Source organism: Variovorax brevis (assembly GCF_030317105.1).
GTDB lineage: Bacteria > Pseudomonadota > Gammaproteobacteria > Burkholderiales > Burkholderiaceae_C > Variovorax > Variovorax brevis.
The window spans coordinates 520128-541746 of record NZ_JASZYG010000004.1 but is presented as its reverse complement, the minus strand read 5'-3'; the positions used below and the strand labels follow the sequence as shown (position 1 = coordinate 541746).

Below are 21619 nucleotides of genomic sequence, written 5' to 3'. Positions count from 1 at the left end.
CGTGATCAGATGTCGGAGGAAAAATCGCCGGCCGCGTGCCGCTCTTCGACCGCGCGCTGGTAGCTCGGCTTTTCGCCGCGCACCACGCCGACCAATTCGTCGATCAGCGCGATCATGAACAGCCAGCAGCCGATGACGAAGGTCGATTGCGGAATCCAGATGGGAATCACGAGCAGGCCCGTGGCCATTTCGGCGAACTCATAACTTTCCCAGGTGAAGCTGGTCGCCCACCAAGTGAGATAGCCGACCGCCACCGTGGCGATCAGCAGGCAGGTGACGTCGAGCGCGCGCCGCGTCTTGAGCGGCACGGCCTCCAGCAACAGCGTCACCCGCACGAAGTCGCCATGGCGAAAGGCATTCGCCATCGTGAAGAAGGAAGCCGCCGCGCAAAGCCATGCCACCGCATCGTTGAGGCCGCTCACATGCCAGTTCATCTGGCGGCCGACGCCGGCCACGATCATCAGCACGAAGATCACGAAGACGCAGAAAGCGCCGATGGCGCCAGCGCCGCTGTACAGCCGATCCAGTAGCCGGCGCATGGGTCAGGCCTCCCCCGGGAGGCGAAGCGAGGTCATCACTTCTTGTAGGCGTCGACGATGGCCTGGCCATCGGCGCCCGCAGCCTTGAGCCAGTCGGACTGCATGATGCCGCCGACCTGGCGCATGTCGGCGTCGAGCTTGGCCGAAGGCTTGTGGATCTTCATGCCGCGTTCGGCGAGCAGGCGCTTGTATTCGTCGTTCTTTTCCTGCGCAACCTTCCAGCCACGCGCTTCGGCTGCGGCCGCGGCCTTGGTCAGTGCTTCCTTCGTCGCCGGGTCGAGCGCGTCGAATGCCTTGGCATTCACCAGCACGGCGTTCTTCGGGATCCACGCCTGCGTGTCGTAGAAGTTCTTGATGTGCTCGTAGGTCTTGGTGTCGTAGCCGGTGGAGCCCGAGCTCATGTAGCTCTCGATCACGCCCGTGGCCATGGCGGCGCTGAGTTCGGCTTGCTGGATCTGCACCGGCTGCGCGCCGATGAGCTCAGCGATCTTGGCCGTTGCCGGGCTGTAGGCGCGCCACTTGACGCCACGCAGGTCGGCGACCGAGCTGATTTCCTTCTTGACGTAGATGCCTTGGGGTGCCCACGGCACCACGAACAGCACCTTCATGCCCTGCGCAGCTAGGAGCTTGTCCATGGCGGGCTTGGAGGCGGTGTAGAGCTTTCTGGCATCCGCGTAGGTGGTCGCCAGGAAGGGCACGCCGTCGAGTGCGTAGACGGGGTTCTCGTTCGCAAAGTTGGCCAGGAGGATTTCACCGGCCTGGGCTTGGCTGCTTTGCACCGCGCGCTTGATCTCGGGCGCCTTGAAAAGCGATGCGTTGGCATGCACCGTGATCTTGAGCTTGCCGCCCGTCGCCGCGTCAACGTCCTTGGCGAACTGCGTGATGTTCTCGGTGTGGTAGTTGGTCGCCGGATAGGCGGTGGGCAGGTCCCACTTGGTCTGCGCAAACGCGGTGGCGCCAAACGCCAAGCCAACCAGGGCGATGCCGAACTTGTGATGCATGAGCTCTCCAGGACGATTCGAAATGAAAGGTGACTGGAAGCATACTGTGCAAGTATCAGGCCACTGCTGAGGCCTTTCCCTGCATCGACTGGAGGGCCCCAATGCAAAACGGGCCACACGTCGGTGGCCCGTTCTGATCGCGCCTGGCGCGGTTTACTTGGCTGGGGCAGCGGCGGGTGCTGCTGCCGCGGTCTTGGCCGGCGCCGGCTTGGCGGCAGCGGCAAGTTGCGGCGAGGTGGCGGTCTTGAAGGGCTCGCCATTCACGGTGAGGCCTTCACCGGACAGCTTCTCGGCCTTCTTCGTCTTCACGCCCTTGACGCGTGCCATCAGGTCTTCCCAGCTCTTGAACTCGCCCTGCTTGCGGGCATCGAGGATGCGCTGCGACATGGCCGGGCCCACGCCCTTGAGTCCATCGAAGTCGGCGGCGCTCGCCTTGTTGACTTCAACCGCTGCAAAGGACACGGCGGCAGACATCATGGCCAAAGCGGCCAGCAATTTCTTGAACATTGATTCACTCCCTCATACTTGCTTTTCTTGGAATTGAAGCGGTGATGCCGCTTCGCCGCCCGCAACGCGCGGACGGCCTTCGCTCAACGAGTTGGTTGAGTGATGCGTTGACAGGCAGCGCTAAAGCTCTTCGACGCGCCTTGGCGGATAGCTGTCCCACGCCTGGCAACCGGGGCAGTGCCAGAAGTACTGGTGCGCCTCGAAGCCGCAGGCTGCGCAGCGATAGCGCATGAGGGGGCGAACCGCCTGCTCCAAAGCACGTTGCACGGGCGGATGCAGGGCCTCGCGCTCGAAGCGCTCACCGGCGAGCCAGCGCGTGGCCGCCACGAGCGAAGGGTGATGCTGCAAGTGGGCGATGTAGCTGTCGCGAGGCTGCGGCGCGGCACTGGTGTCGGCTTCTTCGTCAACGATGGACGTGCCGCCCAGGGCAACGATGGCTTCCACCACGTCGATCGATGGCGAGGCTGCATAGCGCCGCTGCAGCAGCGCCAGTGCTTCGCCCGAACGCTGCGAAGCGACGGCCGCTTGCTGCAACAGGGGTGCATAGAGCGGCAGCGCCAGCGGCGCCGTTTCCGCCAGCGACACCAGCGTCTCGAAAGCTTTGGCCGGCTCGCCGTTGCGCAACTGGAGCGCGGCCGTGTCGATGGCGGGCCGAGGCGCCGCGGGTGCCAGCTGGGCCGCCTGGTCCAGCAAACGGCCCGCTTCGTCCAGCGCGCCCTTGGTCACCTGCTCCGACGCTTGTTCGCACAGGTAGTGCGCGCGCCGCGTGCTGTAGCTGGCCTGATCCGATTCGTCGAGCTTCTGTGCCACCGCGGCGGCCTGCGCCCATTCACGCGAGCGCTCGTAGATGGCCAGCAAGGCCAGCCGCGCTTCGTTTTCATAGCGCGTGCCCTCGAGCTTTTGCAAGGCGGCTTCGGCGCGGTCAAGGAGGCCCGCGCGCAGGAAGTCTTGGGACAGCGCATGTTGTGCGCGGTCGCGGTCCGTGCGGCTCAGGTCGCCGCGCGAAAGCAGGTGTTCATGCACGCGCACCGCCCGCTGGTATTCGCCGCGCCGGCGAAACAGGTTGCCCAGCGCAAAGTGAAGCTCCTGGGTGTCGGGGTCGTTCTGCACCGCTTCGATGAAGGCATCGATGGCTTGGTCCTGCTGTTCGTTGAGCAGGAAGTTCAGGCCGCGAAAGTACGCCTTTGGCGCTTGCCGGTTCTCGAGTCGAAGTTGTCGCAAGTCGAAGCGCGATGCCAGCCAACCCAGCACAAAGGCCAGCGGCAGCCCCAGCAGGAGCCAGCTGAAGTCAAAGTCCATGGTGGCGCGCGACGGGCAGATCGTTGCCGGCAGGAGCCGGCGATGTGGGCACCACGGCGGGCGGCGGATTGCGCGTGGCGGCGGAGCGGTGCTTCCACCAGCCTGGCAGCATGCCCAGCGCGCCAACGACCAGGCCGCCGGCGAACGCCACCAGCACGACCAGCACCAGCGGCGCACGCCAGTAGGTGCCGAAGAAGAAGTACACGGTCGCGTCGTGCTGGTTGTTCAGCGCGAAGGCAAACAGCGTAAAAAAAATGGCTGCCTTGAGCAGCCACAGGATGTATTTCATGAACGCTTCCGGTGGGCCGGAAGGATTCTACGTTTGTGATCAGCCTTTGCGGCTTTCCGCATCGAGCTGCGCCGTGCGCTCGTCCACCGCCTCGCGCAGGGCCTTGCCCGGCTTGAAGTGCGGCACGCGCTTTTCCGGCACCTGAACGCTTTCGCCCGAACGCGGGTTGCGTCCGATGCGCGGTGGCCTGCGGCTCACCGAAAAACTGCCGAAGCCACGAATCTCGATCCGGTTGCCGCGCACCAGCGCATCACCCATCGCATCGAGGATGGTCTTGACGGCGTATTCGGCGTCGCGGTGCGTGAGCTGCGCGAAGCGGGCGGCGAGTTCTTCAACGAGATCGGAACGGGTCATGTGCAGTGTTTATACAAAAAAAAAGGGACAGGGCGGCCCCGGGGCCAACCCTGTCCCGTCGTGACAGCTTACTTGTCGCTGTTGTTGTCCAGCTTGGCGCGCAGCAATGCGCCCAGGCTCGTCGTGCCCGCGTTTTCGCGTGCCGACTGCTGGCTCAGCGAGGCCATGGCGCCTTGTTCGTCAACCATGTCCTTCTGCTTGACCGACAGCTGGATGTTGCGGGTCTTGCGATCCACATTGACCACCACGGCCGTGACTTCGTCGCCTTCCTTGAGCACGTTGCGTGCATCTTCCACGCGATCGCGGGAGATTTCGCTGGCGCGCAGGTAGCCGATGATGTCGTCGCCCAGGTCGATTTCGGCACCGCGTGCGTCCACCGTCTTGACCTTGCCGGTGACGATCTGGCCCTTGTCGTTCACCGTGGTGAACGTCGTGAACGGATCGCTGTCGAGCTGCTTGATGCCCAGGCTGATGCGCTCGCGGTCGACGTCGACTGCCAGCACGATCGCTTCGACTTCCTGGCCCTTCTTGTAGTTGCGAACGGCGGTTTCGCCGGCTTCGTTCCACGAGAGGTCGGACAGGTGAACCAGGCCGTCGATGCCGGCAGCCAGGCCCACGAACACGCCGAAGTCGGTGATCGACTTGATCGGGCCCTTGACGCGGTCGCCGCGCTTGGTGTTTTGCGCGAACTCTTGCCACGGGTTGGCCTTGCACTGCTTCATGCCCAGGCTGATGCGGCGCTTGTCTTCGTCGATTTCGAGGACCATGACTTCGACTTCATCGCCCAGCGAGACGATCTTGTTCGGAGCGATGTTCTTGTTGGTCCAGTCCATTTCGGAGACGTGCACCAGGCCTTCGATGCCGGGTTCGAGTTCGACGAACGCGCCGTAGTCGGCAATGTTCGTGACCTTGCCGAACAGGCGGGTGCCTTGCGGGTAGCGGCGCGAAACGCCCATCCAGGGGTCGTCGCCCATCTGCTTGAGACCCAGCGAGACACGGTTCTTTTCCGTGTCGAACTTGAGGATCTTGGCGGTGATTTCCTGACCGGCTTGCACCACTTCGCTCGGGTGACGAACGCGGCGCCATGCCATGTCGGTGATGTGCAGCAGGCCGTCGATGCCGCCGAGGTCGACGAACGCACCGTATTCGGTGATGTTCTTGACGACGCCGCGAACGACTGCGCCTTCCTTCAGGGTTTCCATCAGCTTGGCGCGCTCTTCGCCCATGCTGGCTTCGACCACGGCACGGCGCGACAACACGACGTTGTTGCGCTTGCGGTCGAGCTTGATGACCTTGAATTCGAGGGTCTTGTTTTCGTACGGGGTCAGGTCCTTGATCGGACGCGTGTCGATCAGCGAGCCCGGCAGGAATGCGCGGATGCCGTTGACCAGGACCGTGAGGCCGCCCTTGACCTTGCCGCTGGTGGTACCCGTGACGAAGTCGCCGGATTCCAGGGCCTTTTCGAGGCTCATCCACGAAGCGAGACGCTTGGCGGTGTCACGCGACAGGATCGTGTCGCCGTAACCGTTTTCGACGCTGCCGATGGCAACGGAAACGAAATCGCCGGCCTGGACTTCGAGTTCACCCTTGTCGTTCTTGAACTCTTCGATCGGCACGTAGGCTTCGGACTTGAGGCCTGCGTTGACCACGACGTGGTTGTGCTCCACGCGCACGACTTCGGCGGTGATGACCTCGCCGGTGCGCATTTCAGAACGCTTCAGGGATTCTTCGAATAGGTCGGCAAAAGATTCAGACATGTGTTTTTTCCTTCCGTCACGCAGGGTTTGCAGCGGCACCATTGCTGCTGGCTTGAGGTCTGGAGACGGCGGTTTGGGCTTGGGGCCCGGTCAGGTTGAACAACCAGCAAGCCGGTGCGCTGTCGCGCGGCGGGGACCTGCTGGACGGTATGCCTTCAGCCTGGGGCTTCGGGCGAATCTCCCAAGCGGGCTTGGGAGATTGCACTTCAAGACGCTCAAGCGGACTTGAACGTCTTGTTTTTCCAACCGGTCAGGCGGGCCTGAACGGTTGTTTTTGCTTCCACCAGTCCAACACCTGATCGACCGATTGCACGACCGATTGTTCGGAGTTGTCCAGGAGGTGGGCATCCTGCGCCGGTTTGAGGGGGGCGACGCTGCGGGATGAATCCCTGGCGTCACGCGCCTCCAAATCGGAGCGAAGACTGTCAAGTGTAACTGAAATCCCCTTTGAAATCAACTGCTTATAGCGTCGCTCGGCCCGGTGGGCGGCGCTCGCTGTCAGGAAGACCTTCAGGGAGGCGTCGGGGAAGATGACGGTACCCATGTCGCGGCCATCGGCGACGAGGCCCGGCAGGCGGCGGAAGCGCTTTTGCAGGTCGACCAGGGCGGTCCGGACCGCCGGCAGGGCTGAAACGCGCGAGGCGTTCATGCCCGATTCTTCGGTGCGGATGGCGTCCGTCACGTCTTCGCCGGCCAGCAAAACCTTGCCTTCGCTGAACACCAGCGGCAGGTTGCGCGCCATCTGGGCGATGCGCTCCTCGTTATCGGGCGTGGCGGTGAGGCCGGCGCGTGACATCGCCAGACCGGTGACGCGGTAAAGCGCGCCCGAATCGAGGTAGTGATAGCCCAACTGGCGCGCCACTTCCATGGCCAGCGTGCCTTTGCCGGAGGCCGTCGGGCCGTCGATGCAGATCACCGGCACGGTGGCCGGCGTGCTCACCGAGAACAGCGCCTCGAAATAATCCGGGAAGGTCTTGGCGACGCATTTCGGATCGAGGATGCGCACCGGCACGCCCGCCGGATTGAAAGCTGCGAGCGAAAAGCACATGGCAACCCGGTGGTCGTCATAGGTGTGAATGCTCGCCGGACGCCAGCCGCCTGCGGCCAGAGGGTAGACGCGGAGGAAGTCCGGCCCGGATTCGACCGTCGCGCCCAGCTTTTGCAACTCGGCGGCCATGGCGTCGATGCGGTCGGTTTCCTTGACGCGCCAGCTGGCGATGTTGCGCAGCGTGCTCGGCCCGTCGGCGAACAGCGCCATCACGGCCAGCGTCATGGCGGCGTCCGGGATGTGGTTGCAGTCCATGTCAATGGCGCGCAAGGGCCATCCTTCACCCGGCGCGCCGCGCGAGATTTCGAGCCAGTTGGGGCCGCTTTCGATACGCGCACCCATGGCCCGGGCGGCTTCGACAAAGCGGATGTCGCCCTGGATCGAGTCGGCGCCCACGCCCTCGATGCGGATGCCTTGCGTGGCTTGGGTCGGCGTCGCAATGGCGCCCAGCGCAATGAAGTAGCTCGCCGACGATGCGTCCGCCTCGATGTGGATGCTGCCGGGCGAGCGGTATTCGCTGCCTGCGGGAATCGTGAAGCGGCTCCATTCCTCGCGCCGGACGTGGATGCCGAAGCGCGCGAGCAGGTTCAGGGTGATCTCGATATACGGCTTGGAGATCAGCTCACCCATCACCTCGATGACGATGTCCCGGCTTGCCGCCAGCGGCAGGGCCAGCAGCAAGGCGGTCAGGAACTGGCTGGACACATCGCCGCGAACGCGAATCGGCGCGTCCAGTCGCAAGCTGTCGCGGTCCACCGGACGGATGCGCAGCGGCGGATAGCCCGGATTGCCGAGGTAGTCGATATCGCAGCCAAGCTGGATGAGCGCATCGACCAGGTCACCGATGGGGCGCTCGTGCATGCGCGGCACGCCGCGCAATTCGAACTCGCCACCCAGCAGGCTCAAGGCAGCCGTCAACGGACGCATGGCCGTGCCGGCGTTGCCCAGGAAAAGATCGGCCTGCCGCGTCTTCAGCGCGCCACCCAGTCCGGTGATGCGCGTGACGCCGCCGGCCTGCTCGACACCGCACCCCAGTTGGGTCAAGGCGGCGAGCATGACGCGCGTGTCGTCCGAATCGAGCAGGTCGTGGACTTCGGTGGTTCCTGCCGCCAGGGCAGCGAGCAGCAGCACGCGGTTGGAAATGCTCTTGGAGCCGGGCAGATGCACCGTGCCACCGGCCGAGACCAATGCCGGGAGGTCAATGAAAGCTGTGTCGAACATGGAATCAGTTGTCTGGCGACTCGGTGCTGCCCATCTGCCAGCGGCTGCGAACGCGGCTGGAGGCGGCAATCGCGTGCTCGAGGGCCTGCTGGTTCCCGGAACTCATCAGCGCTTCGAGTTCACTCAGGGATTGACGAAAGGCCTGCGACTGGCGCAGAACCTGCTCGCGGTTGGCCAGCAGCACGTCGCGCCACATGGTCGGATCGCCCGCCGCGATGCGTGTGAAGTCACGAAAGCCCGGTCCGGCGAGTTCAAGGAAGCGTTGGCCGTCGGGCTGCGCCGCGAGGCCGTTGATGAAGGCGAAGGCCAGCAGGTGCGGCAGGTGGCTCACGGCGGCAAAGGCGGCGTCGTGGGCCTCGTGCGTCATCGTGCTCACATGGGCGCCGATGCCGGTCCATGCCTGCGTGGCACGCTGGATGTTGGAACGAAAGGTGGCCTTGATGGGTGTCAGCACGACCTGGCGCCCGGTGAACAAGCTGGCGTCTGCGTGCTCGACGCCTGCCGCTTCCTTGCCCGCGATCGGATGCGCCGGAACGAAGTTTCCGAGCCGGCCCTGCAAGCCACTGCGCGCTGCCTCGATGACGTCACCCTTGGTCGAGCCGACGTCCATCACCAGCGCGTCGGTGCCGATGCCGTGCCGGATGGCCTTGAAGGTGGCCTCCGAGGCGGCGACCGGGACGGCGATCAGCACAATGTCGGCGCCGGACACGGCCAGCAGCGCGGACGGTGCGGCCACGTCGATGACGCCCAGTTGCTTGGCGCGCTCGGTGGTGGACGGCGACTTGCTGTAGCCCACCACGCGCTTGACCAACTTCGCGCGCTTGAGCGCCAGCGCGAAAGAGCCGCCCATCAGGCCGCAGCCGATCAGTCCCAGTTGCTCGAACATTGCTGCGCGCCTCAAGCCTTGACGGGATAGGCGCCCAGCACCTTGTAGAAGGCGCACAGGCCGCGCAACTCCTCCAGCGCCGCCGCCACGTTGGGCTGCGACGGATGGCCGTCGAGGTCGATGTAGAAGTAGTACTCCCACTGGCCGGTGCGCGCGGGGCGCGACTCGAAGCGCGTCATCGACACCTTGTTGGTCTTGAGCGGCACCAGCAGGTCATGCACCGCGCCCGGCCGGTTGGGCACCGACACCACGAGGCTGGTGCAATCGCGGCCCGAGGCCGGCGGCATGGCCAGGGTCTGGGGCAGGGCGATGACGGCAAAGCGGGTGCGGTTGTAGGCGTCGTCCTGCACCGCGTGGGCCACGATGTGCAGCCCGTATTGCGTGGCCGCCCGCTCGCTGGCCAGACCGGCCCAGGCGGGATTGGTCGCGGCCAGGCGGGCGCCCTCGGCATTGCTGGAGACGGCGCGTCGTTCCGCATGGGGCAGGTGCTTGGCAAGCCAGGCCTGGCACTGCGCCAGCGCCTGCGGATGCGCCAGCACGGCCTCGACGCCTTCGAGCGAGTCTTCCTTGCGCAGGAGGTTGTGGCGGATCAGCAGGCTCACTTCGCCGACGACGTGCGTGGGCGAGTGCAGGAACATGTCCAGGGAGCGGGTGACGACGCCCTCGTTGGAGTTCTCGACACCGACCACGCCGTATTGCGCACTGCCGCTGGCCGTGGCGTGGAACACCTCGTCAAAGCTGGCGCAATAGATCAGGTCGGCGGCGCCGCCGAAGTACTCGATGGCCGCCTGCTCGCAGAAAGTGCCTTCGGGCCCGAGCACCGCCACGCGCTGCGGCGATTCGAGCGCCAGGCAGGCCGACATGATCTCTCGCCAGATGGCCGAGACATGGGCGGCCTTCAGGGGGCCGGGGTTGCTGTTTTCCATCTTCGCGATGACTTGCGCCACGCGGTCGGGGCGGAAGTAGGGCGAGCCTTCGCGCTTCTTGACTTCACCGACGAGTTCGGCGACGTGCGCCCGCTCATTCAGGAGCGCAAGCAGGCGCTGGTCCAGCGAGTCGATCTGCACGCGCAGATCGGCCAGGCTGGAGGATGGATCGGAAACGGGGGGCGGCGGTGCGGGAGCAGTCATGCGGTTCAAGCGTGAGATCGCTCGAATTCTCGCATGTAGCCCACCAAAGCCTGCACGCCAGCCAGCGGCATCGCGTTGTAAATGCTGGCCCGCATGCCGCCGACGGACTTGTGGCCCTTCAGTTGCAGCAAGCCGGCCTCGCGCGCGCCCGCAAGAAAGGCCTCGTTGCGGCTTTCGTCGGCCAGTTGGAACGGCACGTTCATGCGCGAGCGGCAATCCGGCGCCACCTTGTTCGAATAGAACGAGGAGTTGTCGATGCACTCGTACAGGAGCCGTGCCTTGTCGGCATTGCGCTTTTCCATCGCCGCAATGCCGGTCAGCGAGCCTTCGGTCTGCGCCAACAGCCACTGGAAAGTCAGGCCCGCCACGTAGATGGACCAGGTCGGCGGCGTGTTGTACATCGACTGATTGTCGGCGACGGTCTTGTAGTTGAACGCGCTCGGGCAGATGTCCAAAGCGTGGCCCAGAAGGTCGTCGCGAACGATCACCAGCGTCAGGCCGGCGGGTCCGAGGTTCTTCTGCGCCCCGCCAAAGGCCAGGCCGACGCGCCGCCAGTCGATGGCGCGAGACGCCACGTGCGACGAGAAATCGATCACCAGCGGCGACGTGCAGCCCAGCGCCGCGAGGTCGGGCAACTGCTGGAACTCGACGCCGTTGATCGTCTCGTTGGTGCACACGTGCACGTACGAGGCGTTGTCGCTGATTTGCCAGGTGGCAGGGTCAGGCAGGCGCGTGTGCCCATCGGCCGCATTGGTGGCGGCGATGTGCACGTCGCAATAGCGCTGCGCCTCTTTCTGCGACTTCTGGCTCCAGCTGCCGGTCACGACGAAATCGGTGCGCGCGCCGCGCGACAGGTTCATCGGCACGATGGCGTTTTCGCCCAGTCCGCCACCCTGCATGAACAGGATGTGGAAGTGTTCGGGAATGGCCAGCAACTGGCGCAGGTCGGCTTCGGCCTGCGTGGAGATGGCGCCGAACTCCTTGCCGCGATGGCTCATTTCCATGACGCCCATGCCACTGCCCTGCCAGTCGAGCATTTCGGCGGCGGCGCGTTGAAGCACCGCCTCCGGCATCGCGGCCGGGCCGGCGGAGAAGTTGTACGGGCGTTGGCCCGGCTTCAGGCTCACTTCTTTGCGGGGGCCTTGGCAGGCGCCGCAGCACCTTGCGTCGGCGCGCCCAGGGCCTTGGCCACGCTGGCGTCGAGTGCGCGAATCTTCGGCTCGACGGTGGCGCGCGTTTCGGACACGAGCTTTTGCGTGAGCGCAGTCTGCATTTGCGGATTCAGTTCCTGGTACTTCTTGCTCAGGGGCGAGTTGATCCAGGCGACCAGTTGCTTGAGTTCTTCTTCGCTGAAGTTCTGCTCCAGGATCGGGCCCAGCGTGCCGGGGGCGAGTTGCACGGCCTTGTCGCGCACCATCGGGTAGGTGTCGTCGAAGTACTTCTTCAACTCGACGTCGGCGGCCTTGGCGGCGGCTTCTCGCTTTTCAGCGGGAACCTGGGTTTGAAGATAGCCTGAGCCTGCCTGCGCGATCGGGTCGCTTGCCTGCTGGACCAGCGCACGGGCCAGCGCTTCGACGCCGGGGCGCTGCAGTTCCAGGAACTGCTTGACGAGCGCGGCTTTGCCGTCTTGCGCCCAGGTCAAGGACGAAGCGGTCAAGGCAGCGGCCAGCAAGACAAGTTTGAAATTTTTCACTGAGGGTTCTCCGTAGAAGGTGATGAATTGTCGTCGGCACCGGATTCGGTGTCGCCGTTGGCGTCGTTCTCGACGATCCGTTGAAGTCCGCTGAGCTTGGCGCCCTCGTCGAGGCCAATCAGCGTGACGCCTTGCGTTGCGCGTCCGAGTTCGCGAATCTCGGCGACACGGGTGCGAACCAGCACGCCCTTGTCGGTGATCAGCATGATTTCGTCGTCCGCATGCACCAGCGTTGCAGCCACGACCTTGCCGTTGCGCTCACTCTGTTGAATCGCGATCATGCCTTTGGTTCCCCGGCCGTGTCGCGTGTACTCGGTAATAGTCGTACGCTTGCCGTAGCCATTCTCGGTGGCCGTGAGCACGCTTTGCTGCTCGTCCTCGGCCACCAGCATGGCGATCACGCCCTGGCCTTCTTCCAGCATCATGCCGCGCACGCCGCGGGCATTGCGGCCCATGGGCCTGACGTCATTCTCGTCGAAACGCACGGCCTTGCCGCCGTCGCTGAACAGCATGACGTCATGCGCGCCGTCCGTGAGGGCCGCGCCGATGAGGTAGTCGCCCGGATCGAGGTCCACGGCAATGATGCCGGCCTTGCGCGGGTTGTTGAATTCGTCGAGCGCGGTCTTCTTGACGGTGCCCATCGACGTGGCCATGAACACATACTGGTCGGCCGGGAAGGTGCGTTTTTCGCCGGTGATGGCAAGCACCACGTTGATCTTTTCGCCCTCTTGCAGCGGGAACATGTTGACGATGGGGCGCCCGCGCGAGCCGCGCGAACCCGCCGGCACTTCCCAAACCTTGAGCCAGTACAGCCGGCCGCGGTTGGAGAAGCACAGGAGGTAGTCGTGCGTGTTGGCGATGAAGAGCTGGTCGATCCAGTCGTCTTCCTTCGTCGCCGTGGCCTGCTTGCCGCGCCCGCCGCGCTTTTGCGCGCGGTATTCGCCCAGCGGCTGGCTCTTGATGTACCCGCTGTGCGAGAGGGTTACGACCATGTCGGTCGGGGTGATCAGGTCTTCGGTCGACAGGTCGAAGGCGCTGTGCTCGACCTGGCTGCGGCGTGCGCCCAGCTTGGTCTGGCCGAATTCCTGCTTGATGGACTTGAGCTCGTCGCCAATGATGGTCGAGACGCGCGCGGGCTTGGCAAGGATGTCGAGCAGGTCGTCGATCTCGGCCATGACGTCCTTGTACTCGGCGACGATCTTGTCCTGCTCCAGGCCGGTAAGGCGCTGCAGGCGCATCTGCAGGATTTCCTGGGCCTGCGTGTCCGACAGGCGGTACAGGCCGTTGGAAGCCATGCCGAATTCAGCCTCGAGGCCTTCGGGGCGGTAGTCGTCGGCATTGATGGTGCCGCCGTCGACGCGGGTGCGGGTAAGCATCTCGCGAACCAGCTTGCTGTCCCAGCTGCGGGCCATCAACTCGGCCTTGGCGACCGGGGGCGTCGGCGCGTTGCGGATGATGGCGATGAACTCGTCGATGTTGGCCAGCGCAACCGCCAGGCCTTCCAGCACGTGGCCGCGTTCGCGGGCCTTGCGCAGGGTGAACACGGTGCGGCGCGTCACCACTTCGCGGCGGTGCTGCAGGAAGACCTGGATGAGGTCCTTCAGGTTGCAAAGCTTCGGCTGGCCGTCGATGAGCGCGACCATGTTGATGCCGAAGGTGTCCTGCATCTGCGTCTGCTTGTAGAGGTTGTTGAGCACAACCTCCGGCACTTCGCCGCGCTTGAGTTCGATCACCAGGCGCATGCCGGACTTGTCCGACTCGTCCTGGATGTGGCTGATGCCTTCGAGCTTCTTTTCGCGCCACAGCTCGGCCATGCGCTCCTGCAGCGTCTTCTTGTTGACCTGGTAGGGGAGCTCGTCGACGACGATGGCCTGGCGCTGGCCCTTGTCGATGTCCTCGAAGTGCACCTTGGCGCGCATCACGACCTTGCCGCGGCCGGTGCGGTAGCCGTCCTTGATGCCGTTGATGCCGTAGATGATCCCGGCGGTGGGGAAATCGGGGGCTGGCACGATTTCCATCAAGTCGTCAATGCTCGCTTCCGGGTTTGCTAGCAAGTGCAAACAAGCGTCAACAACTTCGTTGAGGTTATGCGGCGGAATATTGGTGGCCATGCCCACCGCGATACCGCCGGCGCCATTGACGAGCAAATTGGGCAGCTTGCTCGGCAAAACGAGCGGCTCTTTTTCAGAGCTGTCGTAATTCGGCCCGAAATCAACAGTTTCCTTGTCGATATCCGCCAGCATTTCATGCGCAATTTTCGCCAAGCGAATTTCGGTATAGCGCATCGCGGCAGCCATATCGCCGTCGACGGAACCGAAATTGCCCTGGCCATCCACCAGCATGTGGCGCATGGAGAAGTTCTGCGCCATGCGCACGATGGTGTCGTAGACCGACTGGTCGCCGTGCGGGTGGTACTTGCCGATGACGTCGCCGACGATACGGGCCGACTTCTTGTACGGCCGGTTCCAGTCGTTGTTGAGTTCGTGCATGGCAAACAGCACGCGCCGGTGCACCGGCTTGAGGCCGTCACGGGCGTCGGGGAGGGCGCGGCCCACGATCACGCTCATGGCGTAGTCGAGGTAACTGCGGCGCATCTCCTCTTCGAGACTAATAGGAAGTGTTTCTTTGGCGAACGAGGTCATTGAGGCAAGGCCGGCAGCGAGGACCCGAAATTTTACGTCCTCGGGGGTGTCGCACCGCCGCAACACAAAGCCGGTATTCGGCCTTTGTCCTACGCTTCCACGCCTCGTTCCAGCCTGTTTGCCAAAGACCCTATGGCACAATCAACTCAGCGTTTTGGGTGGTGGTCACTTAAAGCGTCCTTGATTCGCAGCGCGGCTGCGGCTTTTTCCCCAAGAGGAGAACCATGAAGAAACTGAATAAAGTGGCGATGATGTTTGCAGTCGCTGCGCTCGCCACTGCCGCCGGCGCGCAGACCCGTGTCACCGCTGCTAACGGCGGAACCGTGATCGACAACTGGCAAAACGGCACTGGCGAACTGGTGTGGAAGAACGGCACGAACGAACTGTGCTGGCGCGATTCGACCTGGACGCCTGCTACGGCCGCTGTTGGCTGCGACGGCGCCTTGGTCCCGGCACCCCCGCCGGCTCCGGCTCCTGCTGCTGCACCGCCCGCTCCCCCGCCGCCCCCGGTTGCAGCTTCGAAGGTGACCTTCGCTGCTGACGCATTCTTCGACTTCGACAAGTCGGTTCTGAAGCCTGAAGGCCGCGCCAAGCTGGACGACCTGGTTTCGAAGATCCGCGACGTCAACCTCGAAGTGATCATCGCCGTTGGCCACACCGACTCGATCGGTTCCGACGCGTACAACCAACGTCTGTCGGTCCGTCGTGCCGAAGCCGTCAAGGCCTACCTGGTCTCGAAGGGCATCGAACGCAACCGCGTCTACACCGAAGGCAAGGGCGAGAAGCAACCTGTGGCGGACAACAAGACCGCCGAAGGCCGCGCCAAGAACCGTCGCGTGGAAATCGAAGTGGTTGGTACCCGCGCCAACAAGTAATCCGCAAGGATTCTCAACTGACCCCGCTTCGGCGGGGTTTTTTGTCTGAGCCCCGCCCTGCGGGGCTTTTTCTTGCCCGTTTCATAATCGCGCAATGAGCAATAACCTGAATGCGGATCCGGCCGAATTGGCCAAGTTCTCCGAACTGGCCCACCGATGGTGGGACCTTGAAAGCGAGTTTCGTCCGCTGCACGAAATCAATCCCTTGCGGCTGGACTGGATCGACGGCATCGCCCCCATTGCCGGGCGCCGCGCGCTGGACGTGGGCTGCGGCGGCGGCATCCTGGCCGATTCGATGGCCAGGAAGGGTGCGGACGTCTTGGGCATCGACCTGGCGGAAAAGCCCCTCAAGGTGGCTCAGTTGCACGCGCTCGAGGCGGGCACCCCGAACATCAAGTATCGCCACGTGGCCGCCGAGGCGCTGGCCGCAGAGCAGCCGGGCAGCTTCGACGTCGTGACCTGCATGGAGATGCTCGAGCACGTGCCCGAGCCCGCGTCGGTCGTCCGGGCCTGCGCCACGCTGGTCAAGCCGGGTGGGTGGGTCTTCTTTTCCACCATCCATCGCAACCTGAAGGCCTTCATGTTTGCCATCGTTGGTGCCGAGTACGTGCTGGGCATGCTGCCCAAGGGCACGCACGAGTACAAGAAGCTCATCCGTCCGAGCGAACTGGCGTCCTACTGCCGGGCGGCCGGGCTCGACTTGCGCCACACGCGCGGCATGGAACACAACCCCATCACCCGCCGCTACTGGTTGAGTGCCGACACCAGCGTGAACTATCTTTTTGCCACCCAGAGGCCCGAGGTGAACGCGTGATGACGGGGCGTGACATCCAGGCGGTTCTTTTCGACCTCGACGGCACCCTGATCGACAGCGCTCCCGACCTCGGTGCAGCCGCCGACAAGATGCGAACCGACCGTGGCATGCCTTCGCTGCCGCTCGACGACTACCGCCCGATGGCCGGATCCGGCGCACGCGGCATGCTGGGCATCGCCTTTGGCATCACCCCCGACCATGCCGACTTTCCCGAATTGCGTGAAGAGTTCTTCGTGAACTATGAGCGCGCGATGACGGTGCGCACGGTGATCTTCGAGGGCGTTCCCGAACTCATCGGGCATCTGGTGGCGCGCGGGCTGCCCTGGGGCGTGGTCACCAACAAGTCCGTGCGCTTCGCCGCGCCGCTGACGGCTGCCATCCCCTTGTTCGGGACGTCTGGCGCCCTGATCTGTGGCGACACGACGCCTCACGCCAAGCCGCACCCCGAGCCTTTGCTCGAAGCGGCACGGCGCCTGGGCGTCGATCCCAAGCGCTGCATGTATGTGGGCGACGACGCGCGCGACATGCTGGCGGGCCGGGCCGCCGGCATGCGCACGGTGGCGGCCACCTATGGCTACCTGGGCGCCGAGGCCGACACCACCCTCTGGAACGCGGACGCCAGCATTTCGACGCCTTCCGCGCTGCTGGCCCTCCTGTCGGAAGTGAATTTCGGCCATGAGCCCTTGAAGAGCGCCGCAAGCGCCTAAAATGAAAGGCTTGGGGCTGCATTGGTTTCGACGTGGGTTCGGAATCGCAGCGGGGCATGTCGAGCTGAATGCGCTCGTAAAACAGATTCAAACAAACTAACTGCAAACGACGAACGTTTCGCACTCGCTGCTTAATTGCCAGTGAGCTTTGCAACAGCAGGCCGATGGGCTGGGCAAGGGGGTGACAGAGCAATCTGAATCCTCCCGGCTGCAAAGATAATTACATGGGCTGGCTTCGATCCGGGTACCTTGGGTCGGGGCGAGAAAATAGGGTGCTGGCGTCCGGTTTAGCGTGTGACTGCGCGACTCCGGAAGCGAGACTCAAATCAGATCACTAAACATGTAGAACTGCGCGAAGAAGGCTTGCGGACGGGGGTTCAAATCCCCCCAGCTCCACCACTCACTCACGCCTGAAAAGGCCCGCTGCGCGGGCCTTTCAGCGTTCTGGCGCCGCCCAAGGCAGTGAACGGCGAGCGTAAGTTCATTCAGGTCAACAGCACCTTCCTCGCATGGCGCCAGACCTTGGCAGACCACAGCCGCGCATCTTCGAGCTGCCCCGGCGCGCCCGCCTCCGACACGACCTTATAGTGGCGCATCAGCGGCAGCGCAGGGCGGCCGCGCCTGCCTCAAGGCGAAGGACACCATGCCGGATTCAGTGACCAGCGTGCTCAGCCGCTTCTACGATGCGGTGCCATACCATTCGCACCCTTTTCCGCAGACCGCGGCGGAGCACCTCGAGGCGGTCGCCTACCTGTTTGGCCTCGATGCGCCGCCGCCAGCCCGGGCGCGTGTGCTGGAGCTCGGTTGCGCATCCGGTGGCAACCTGATCCCGTTTGCAGCGCGCCATCCGCACGCCCAGGCGGTGGGAGTGGAACTGTCGCCGCTGCAGGCGGCGCAGGGCGTGCAAGCCGTCGAGCGTGCGGGCCTGACGAACCTGGACCTGCGCACCTTCGACATCGCCGACATCGACGCGTCCTTCGGGCAGTTCGACTACATCATCTGTCACGGCGTCTACAGCTGGGTGCCCGCGTCGGTGCAGGAGGCCATCCTGCGCGTGTGCTCGCAGAACCTCGCGCCCGACGGTGTGGCCTATGTCAGCTACAACGTCTATCCGGGATGGAAGTCGCGCGAGATCGTGCGCGACGCCATGATCCTGCGTGGTGCGCCGCGCGACGAGCCCGATGAAAAGCTTTCCTATGCGCGCGGCATGCTGGAATTCCTGGATCAGTCCGCCAAGGCTGACAGCGTGCTCAAGAAGACGCTGGAAGAAATGATGCCCATCGTGCGCAACGCGGACGCGGGCTACCTCATCCATGAGTTTCTTGAGCCGTGCAACGCGCCCTGCTATTTCAAGGAGTTCGTGTCGCGCGCCAACGACCAGGGGCTGGCCTACCTGGCCGACTCGGAGCCATCGACGATGTTCGTGCAGAACTACGGCGAAAAGGTGCGCGATCCGTTGCTGCGCGAGTGCGGTGGCAGCCAGGTCATGATGGAGCAATACCTCGACTTCCTGGTCAATCGCTCGTTCCGGCAGACCTTGCTCGTCAAGCAGTCGCGCTCTTCGCAGATTCGCTACCGGCTCGATCCGGCGCGGTTGCGCTCTCTGGAATACGCGGGCGTCTTTTTTGCGGAGGACGGTGGCGCGCTCACCCTGGATGCGCGCGAGCAGCCATGCCACGCGCTGCGCAACCTCAAAGTGACGCTGCGCCTGCCGGTGCACAAGGCGGTGGCGCAGGTGCTCGATGAACATTACCCTGCCTCGGTGTCGATCAACACCTTGATGGTCGCCGTCTCGGCGCGCATCAACGAGTCGCGCGCTGCGGTCGAGGCCTTCGTCATGTCGATGCTCGAAGAGTTGCTGATCATCGGTGCCGTGCGCATTCGCTGCAGCCCCGTCGATGCGGCCGTCCACGTGCCGGAGTTTCCGCGCGCGCTGGCTTCCGTGCGCGCCGATCCCGGCTTGGCGCTGGCGGCGGCGGCGCAGGCCCACGCCTGCAACCAGTGGCATGAGCAAGTGCCGCTGTCCATCCTAGAGCGTTGCCTCTTGCCGCTTCTGGATGGAACAAAATCGCATGATGTGCTCGCCGAGTTCCTGGCCGGCGAGGCGCGGGCGGAGCGGCTTCGTTTCATCAAGGACGAACAACCGCTGACGCAGGAAGACGCGCTGCGTGACTTCACGCGGCAGCAGGTGGCCCTGGCACTCAAGGACTTGAGGCGCAAGGGATTGTTGGCGGCCGATTGACGGCCAAGGTTTCTCTCAATAATCAAGATCAAGGAGGCAACAATGAGATTTTCTGGAAGCATGCGGGCCATCGTCACGGTGGCGTTCACCGTGGGTTGTGGCGTCGCCACGCACGCCGCGTCGGTGGCGCCCGTGGCCGCGGAAAACGGCATGGTCGTCAGTGCGCAGCACCTTGCGACGCAGGTCGGCGTGAAGGTGCTCAAGAGCGGCGGCAACGCCGTCGATGCGGCCGTTGCCGTGGGCTACGCGCTGGCCGTGGTGTATCCGGCAGCCGGCAACCTGGGCGGCGGTGGCTTCATGACACTGCAACTGGCGGACGGCCGCAAGACCTTCCTGGACTTCCGCGAGAAGGCGCCGCTGGCCGCCACGGCGAACATGTATCTCGACAAGGACGGCAACGTCGTCAAGGGCTTGAGCACCAATGGCCACCTGGCCGTCGGCGTGCCAGGCACCGTGTCGGGCCTCGAGTTTGCCCGCGAGAAATACGGCACGATGAAGCGCGCCACGCTGATTGCCCCGTCCATCCAGCTGGCGGACAAGGGCTTTGCGCTCGAGCAGGGCGACATCGACCTGCTCGCGACGGCCACTGACGATTTCAGGAAAGACCCGGCAACCGCCGCCATCTTCCTGAACAAGGGGCAGCCCTTTGCCGTGGGTCAGAAGCTGGTGCAGAAAGACCTCGCCAAGACACTGCGCAGCGTCAGCGCAAAGGGCGTGGACGGCTTCTACAAGGGACCGGTGGGCACGGCCATCGTCGCATCGAGCAAGGAGGGCAAGGGCATCATCACGCAAGCCGACCTCGATCAGTACAAGACCCGCGAACTGGCGCCGGTGGAATGCGACTACCGTGGCTACCACGTCGTGTCCGCGCCGCCTCCCAGTTCCGGCGGCGTCGTGATCTGCGAGATGCTCAACATCCTCGAAGGCTACCCGCTCAAGGACCTCGGCTTCGGCGCCGCGCAGGCGGTGCACTACCAGATCGAAGCCATGCGCCGCGCCTACATGGATCGCAACAGCTACCTGGGCGATCCGGACTTCGTGAAGAACCCGCTCGACCGCCTGCTGGACAAGGGCTACGCCCAAAAGATCCGCGCCGTGATCGACCCCAGGAAGGCCGGCGTGTCAAAGGACATCAAGCCCGGCGTTGCACCGCATGAAGGCAGCAACACCACGCATTACTCCATCGTCGACAAGTGGGGCAACGCGGCGTCGGTGACCTACACGCTCAACGACTGGTTCGGGGCCAAGGTCACCGCAGCCGGGACAGGCGTGCTGCTCAACAACGAGATGGACGACTTCACCTCGAAGGTCGGCGTGCCCAACATGTTTGGCCTGGTCCAGGGCGAGGCCAACGCCATCGCGCCAGGCAAGCGTCCCCTGTCGTCAATGAGTCCGACCATCGTCACGCAAAACGGCAAGCCGGTACTGGTGGTGGGCACGCCTGGCGGCAGCCGCATCATCACGGCGGTACTGCACACGATCCTCAACACGGTCGATTACGGCATGGACGTCCAGGAAGCTGTCGATGCGCCGCGCTTCCACCAGCAATGGTTGCCCGATGTGACCAACGTCGAAAGTTTTGCGCTCAGCCCCGACACGCGCAAGATCCTCGTGGACATGGGACACAACCTGGGCGTGCCGCAACCGGCCAACCACGTGGCTGCCATCCTCGTGGGTGCGCCTTCATTGGGTGGCAAGCCGGTGGGCAACAACCGCTTCTACGGCGCCAACGATCCGCGGCGCAACACGGGCTTGGCCTTGGGATATTGAGACAAGTGCAACTGCAGGAAATTCTTTTCACGCAAGGCTTCGGCACCCGGCGCGTTTGCGCCGGGCTGGTGCAGCAGGGGCTGGTAACGGTCGAAGGCAAGGCGGTCACCGACTCGACCGCCGACTTCGACCCGCAAGGCCTCCAGTTCACCGTGCAGGGCAAGGCCTGGGCGTATCACGAAAAGGGCTACGTGATGCTTCACAAGCCCGCCGGTACCGAGTGCTCGCAAAAGCCATCGACCTATCCGAGCATCTACACCTTGCTGCCTTCCCCCTTGCGCCTGCGTCCCAACAAGGGCGCGGTGCAGGGCCTGCAGGCCATCGGCCGCCTGGACCAGGACACGACCGGCCTGTTGCTGCTCACGGACGACGGGCAGTTCATCCACCGGATGGGCTCGCCCAAGCACCATGTGCCCAAGGTCTATGAAGTGACGACGAAGCACCCCATCGACGATTCGCAGGTGGCAAAGCTGCTCGCGGGCGTCGTGCTGGACGACGATCCCAAGCCGGTCAAGGCGGCCGCGTGCGAGGCCGTGGACACGCATCATTTGCGTCTGACGCTCACCGAAGGCAAGTACCACCAGGTCAAGCGCATGGTGGCGGCGGTGTCCAACCGGGTCGAGGCGCTGCACCGCTCGCAGATCGGCTCGCTCGCCATTCCGCCGGACATGGCACCCGGCCAATGGCGGTGGCTGGAACCAGAAGAAGTCGAGATGTTGAGAAAGTCCCGGTGAGGCGGCTGTAACGGTCATCGGGCAGGGGAGGCCGGCCGTTAAAATTGCCGGGCACTCTATCGGAAACTCCCTTGCGTATCACTGCTCTACTGAACGGCCGCGTTGCGGCCT

The 21619-nt window shown here is 64.2% G+C and carries 19 protein-coding genes and 1 other RNA gene; 7 read left to right on the top strand and 13 right to left on the bottom strand.

Features of this window, described 5'->3' with window-relative positions:
• Positions 1-5: 5 nt before the first annotated feature.
• The 13 genes from QTI66_RS15435 to gyrA all read right to left on the bottom strand — a co-directional run bounded on the left by QTI66_RS15435 (position 6) and on the right by gyrA (position 14366).
• On the bottom strand, positions 6-539 hold the full coding sequence (locus QTI66_RS15435) for a TRAP transporter small permease (RefSeq protein WP_286560664.1): 534 nt from the start codon (positions 537-539) through the stop codon (positions 6-8).
• 35 nt (positions 540-574) lie between these two features.
• Positions 575-1540, bottom strand: a complete 966-nt coding sequence (locus QTI66_RS15430) for a TRAP transporter substrate-binding protein (protein ID WP_286560663.1) — start codon at positions 1538-1540, stop codon at positions 575-577.
• Between the two features lie 153 nt (positions 1541-1693).
• The gene (locus QTI66_RS15425; RefSeq protein ID WP_286560662.1) at positions 1694-2047 is read right to left on the bottom strand and encodes a ComEA family DNA-binding protein; all 354 of its coding nucleotides are present in this window, start codon (positions 2045-2047) and stop codon (positions 1694-1696) included.
• A gap of 120 nt (positions 2048-2167) precedes the next feature.
• Positions 2168-3346, bottom strand: a complete 1179-nt coding sequence (gene lapB / locus QTI66_RS15420; RefSeq protein WP_286560661.1) for a lipopolysaccharide assembly protein LapB — start codon at positions 3344-3346, stop codon at positions 2168-2170.
• Positions 3336-3635 (bottom strand): LapA family protein, encoded by a 300-nt coding sequence (locus QTI66_RS15415; RefSeq protein WP_286560660.1) that lies wholly within the window; start codon positions 3633-3635, stop codon positions 3336-3338. The genes lapB and QTI66_RS15415 overlap by 11 nt, the downstream gene beginning before the upstream one ends.
• A 39-nt stretch (positions 3636-3674) precedes the next feature.
• Complete coding sequence (locus tag QTI66_RS15410) at positions 3675-3989, bottom strand: integration host factor subunit beta (protein WP_286560659.1); 315 nt, start codon at positions 3987-3989, stop codon at positions 3675-3677.
• Positions 3990-4057: 68 nt separating this feature from the next.
• The gene (gene rpsA / locus QTI66_RS15405; RefSeq protein ID WP_286560658.1) at positions 4058-5746 is read right to left on the bottom strand and encodes a 30S ribosomal protein S1; all 1689 of its coding nucleotides are present in this window, start codon (positions 5744-5746) and stop codon (positions 4058-4060) included.
• A gap of 250 nt (positions 5747-5996) precedes the next feature.
• Positions 5997-8015, bottom strand: coding sequence for a bifunctional 3-phosphoshikimate 1-carboxyvinyltransferase/cytidylate kinase (locus tag QTI66_RS15400; RefSeq protein ID WP_286560657.1), 2019 nt, complete (start codon positions 8013-8015; stop codon positions 5997-5999).
• Positions 8016-8019: 4 nt separating this feature from the next.
• Positions 8020-8901, bottom strand: coding sequence for a prephenate dehydrogenase (locus QTI66_RS15395; RefSeq protein WP_286560656.1), 882 nt, complete (start codon positions 8899-8901; stop codon positions 8020-8022).
• 11 nt (positions 8902-8912) lie between these two features.
• A complete protein-coding gene (pheA, locus tag QTI66_RS15390) occupies positions 8913-10031 on the bottom strand; it encodes a prephenate dehydratase (protein ID WP_286560655.1) in 1119 nt (372 codons plus the stop codon).
• A gap of 5 nt (positions 10032-10036) precedes the next feature.
• Positions 10037-11104 (bottom strand): 3-phosphoserine/phosphohydroxythreonine transaminase, encoded by a 1068-nt coding sequence (serC, locus tag QTI66_RS15385; protein ID WP_286560889.1) that lies wholly within the window; start codon positions 11102-11104, stop codon positions 10037-10039.
• A gap of 50 nt (positions 11105-11154) precedes the next feature.
• The gene (locus QTI66_RS15380; protein WP_286560654.1) at positions 11155-11724 is read right to left on the bottom strand and encodes a DUF2059 domain-containing protein; all 570 of its coding nucleotides are present in this window, start codon (positions 11722-11724) and stop codon (positions 11155-11157) included.
• Positions 11721-14366 carry a DNA gyrase subunit A gene (gene gyrA, locus QTI66_RS15375; RefSeq protein ID WP_286560653.1) on the bottom strand — a complete coding sequence of 882 codons (2646 nt, stop codon included), beginning with the start codon at positions 14364-14366 and terminating at the stop codon, positions 11721-11723. Before gyrA ends, QTI66_RS15380 begins: the two co-directional genes overlap by 4 nt.
• 224 nt (positions 14367-14590) lie before the next feature.
• On the opposite strand from gyrA, the gene ompA reads away from it, so the two are divergent.
• From ompA to QTI66_RS15340, 7 genes are all read left to right on the top strand, one after another.
• A complete protein-coding gene (ompA, locus tag QTI66_RS15370; RefSeq protein WP_286560652.1) occupies positions 14591-15241 on the top strand; it encodes an outer membrane protein OmpA in 651 nt (216 codons plus the stop codon).
• A gap of 94 nt (positions 15242-15335) precedes the next feature.
• The gene (ubiG, locus tag QTI66_RS15365; RefSeq protein ID WP_286560651.1) at positions 15336-16055 is read left to right on the top strand and encodes a bifunctional 2-polyprenyl-6-hydroxyphenol methylase/3-demethylubiquinol 3-O-methyltransferase UbiG; all 720 of its coding nucleotides are present in this window, start codon (positions 15336-15338) and stop codon (positions 16053-16055) included.
• Positions 16055-16762: a phosphoglycolate phosphatase gene (gene gph / locus QTI66_RS15360; RefSeq protein WP_286560650.1), complete on the top strand. Its 708-nt coding sequence runs from the start codon at positions 16055-16057 to the stop codon at positions 16760-16762. Before ubiG ends, gph begins: the two co-directional genes overlap by 1 nt.
• A gap of 12 nt (positions 16763-16774) precedes the next feature.
• Positions 16775-17161: a transfer-messenger RNA gene (gene ssrA / locus QTI66_RS15355) on the top strand.
• A gap of 244 nt (positions 17162-17405) precedes the next feature.
• Positions 17406-19004: a class I SAM-dependent methyltransferase gene (locus tag QTI66_RS15350; RefSeq protein ID WP_286560649.1), complete on the top strand. Its 1599-nt coding sequence runs from the start codon at positions 17406-17408 to the stop codon at positions 19002-19004.
• A gap of 60 nt (positions 19005-19064) precedes the next feature.
• A complete protein-coding gene (ggt, locus tag QTI66_RS15345) occupies positions 19065-20774 on the top strand; it encodes a gamma-glutamyltransferase (protein WP_286560888.1) in 1710 nt (569 codons plus the stop codon).
• Positions 20775-20779: 5 nt separating this feature from the next.
• Entirely contained in the window at positions 20780-21508 is a 729-nt protein-coding gene (locus QTI66_RS15340) for a 16S rRNA pseudouridine(516) synthase (RefSeq protein ID WP_286560648.1), read from the top strand.
• Positions 21509-21619: the final 111 nt, after the last annotated feature.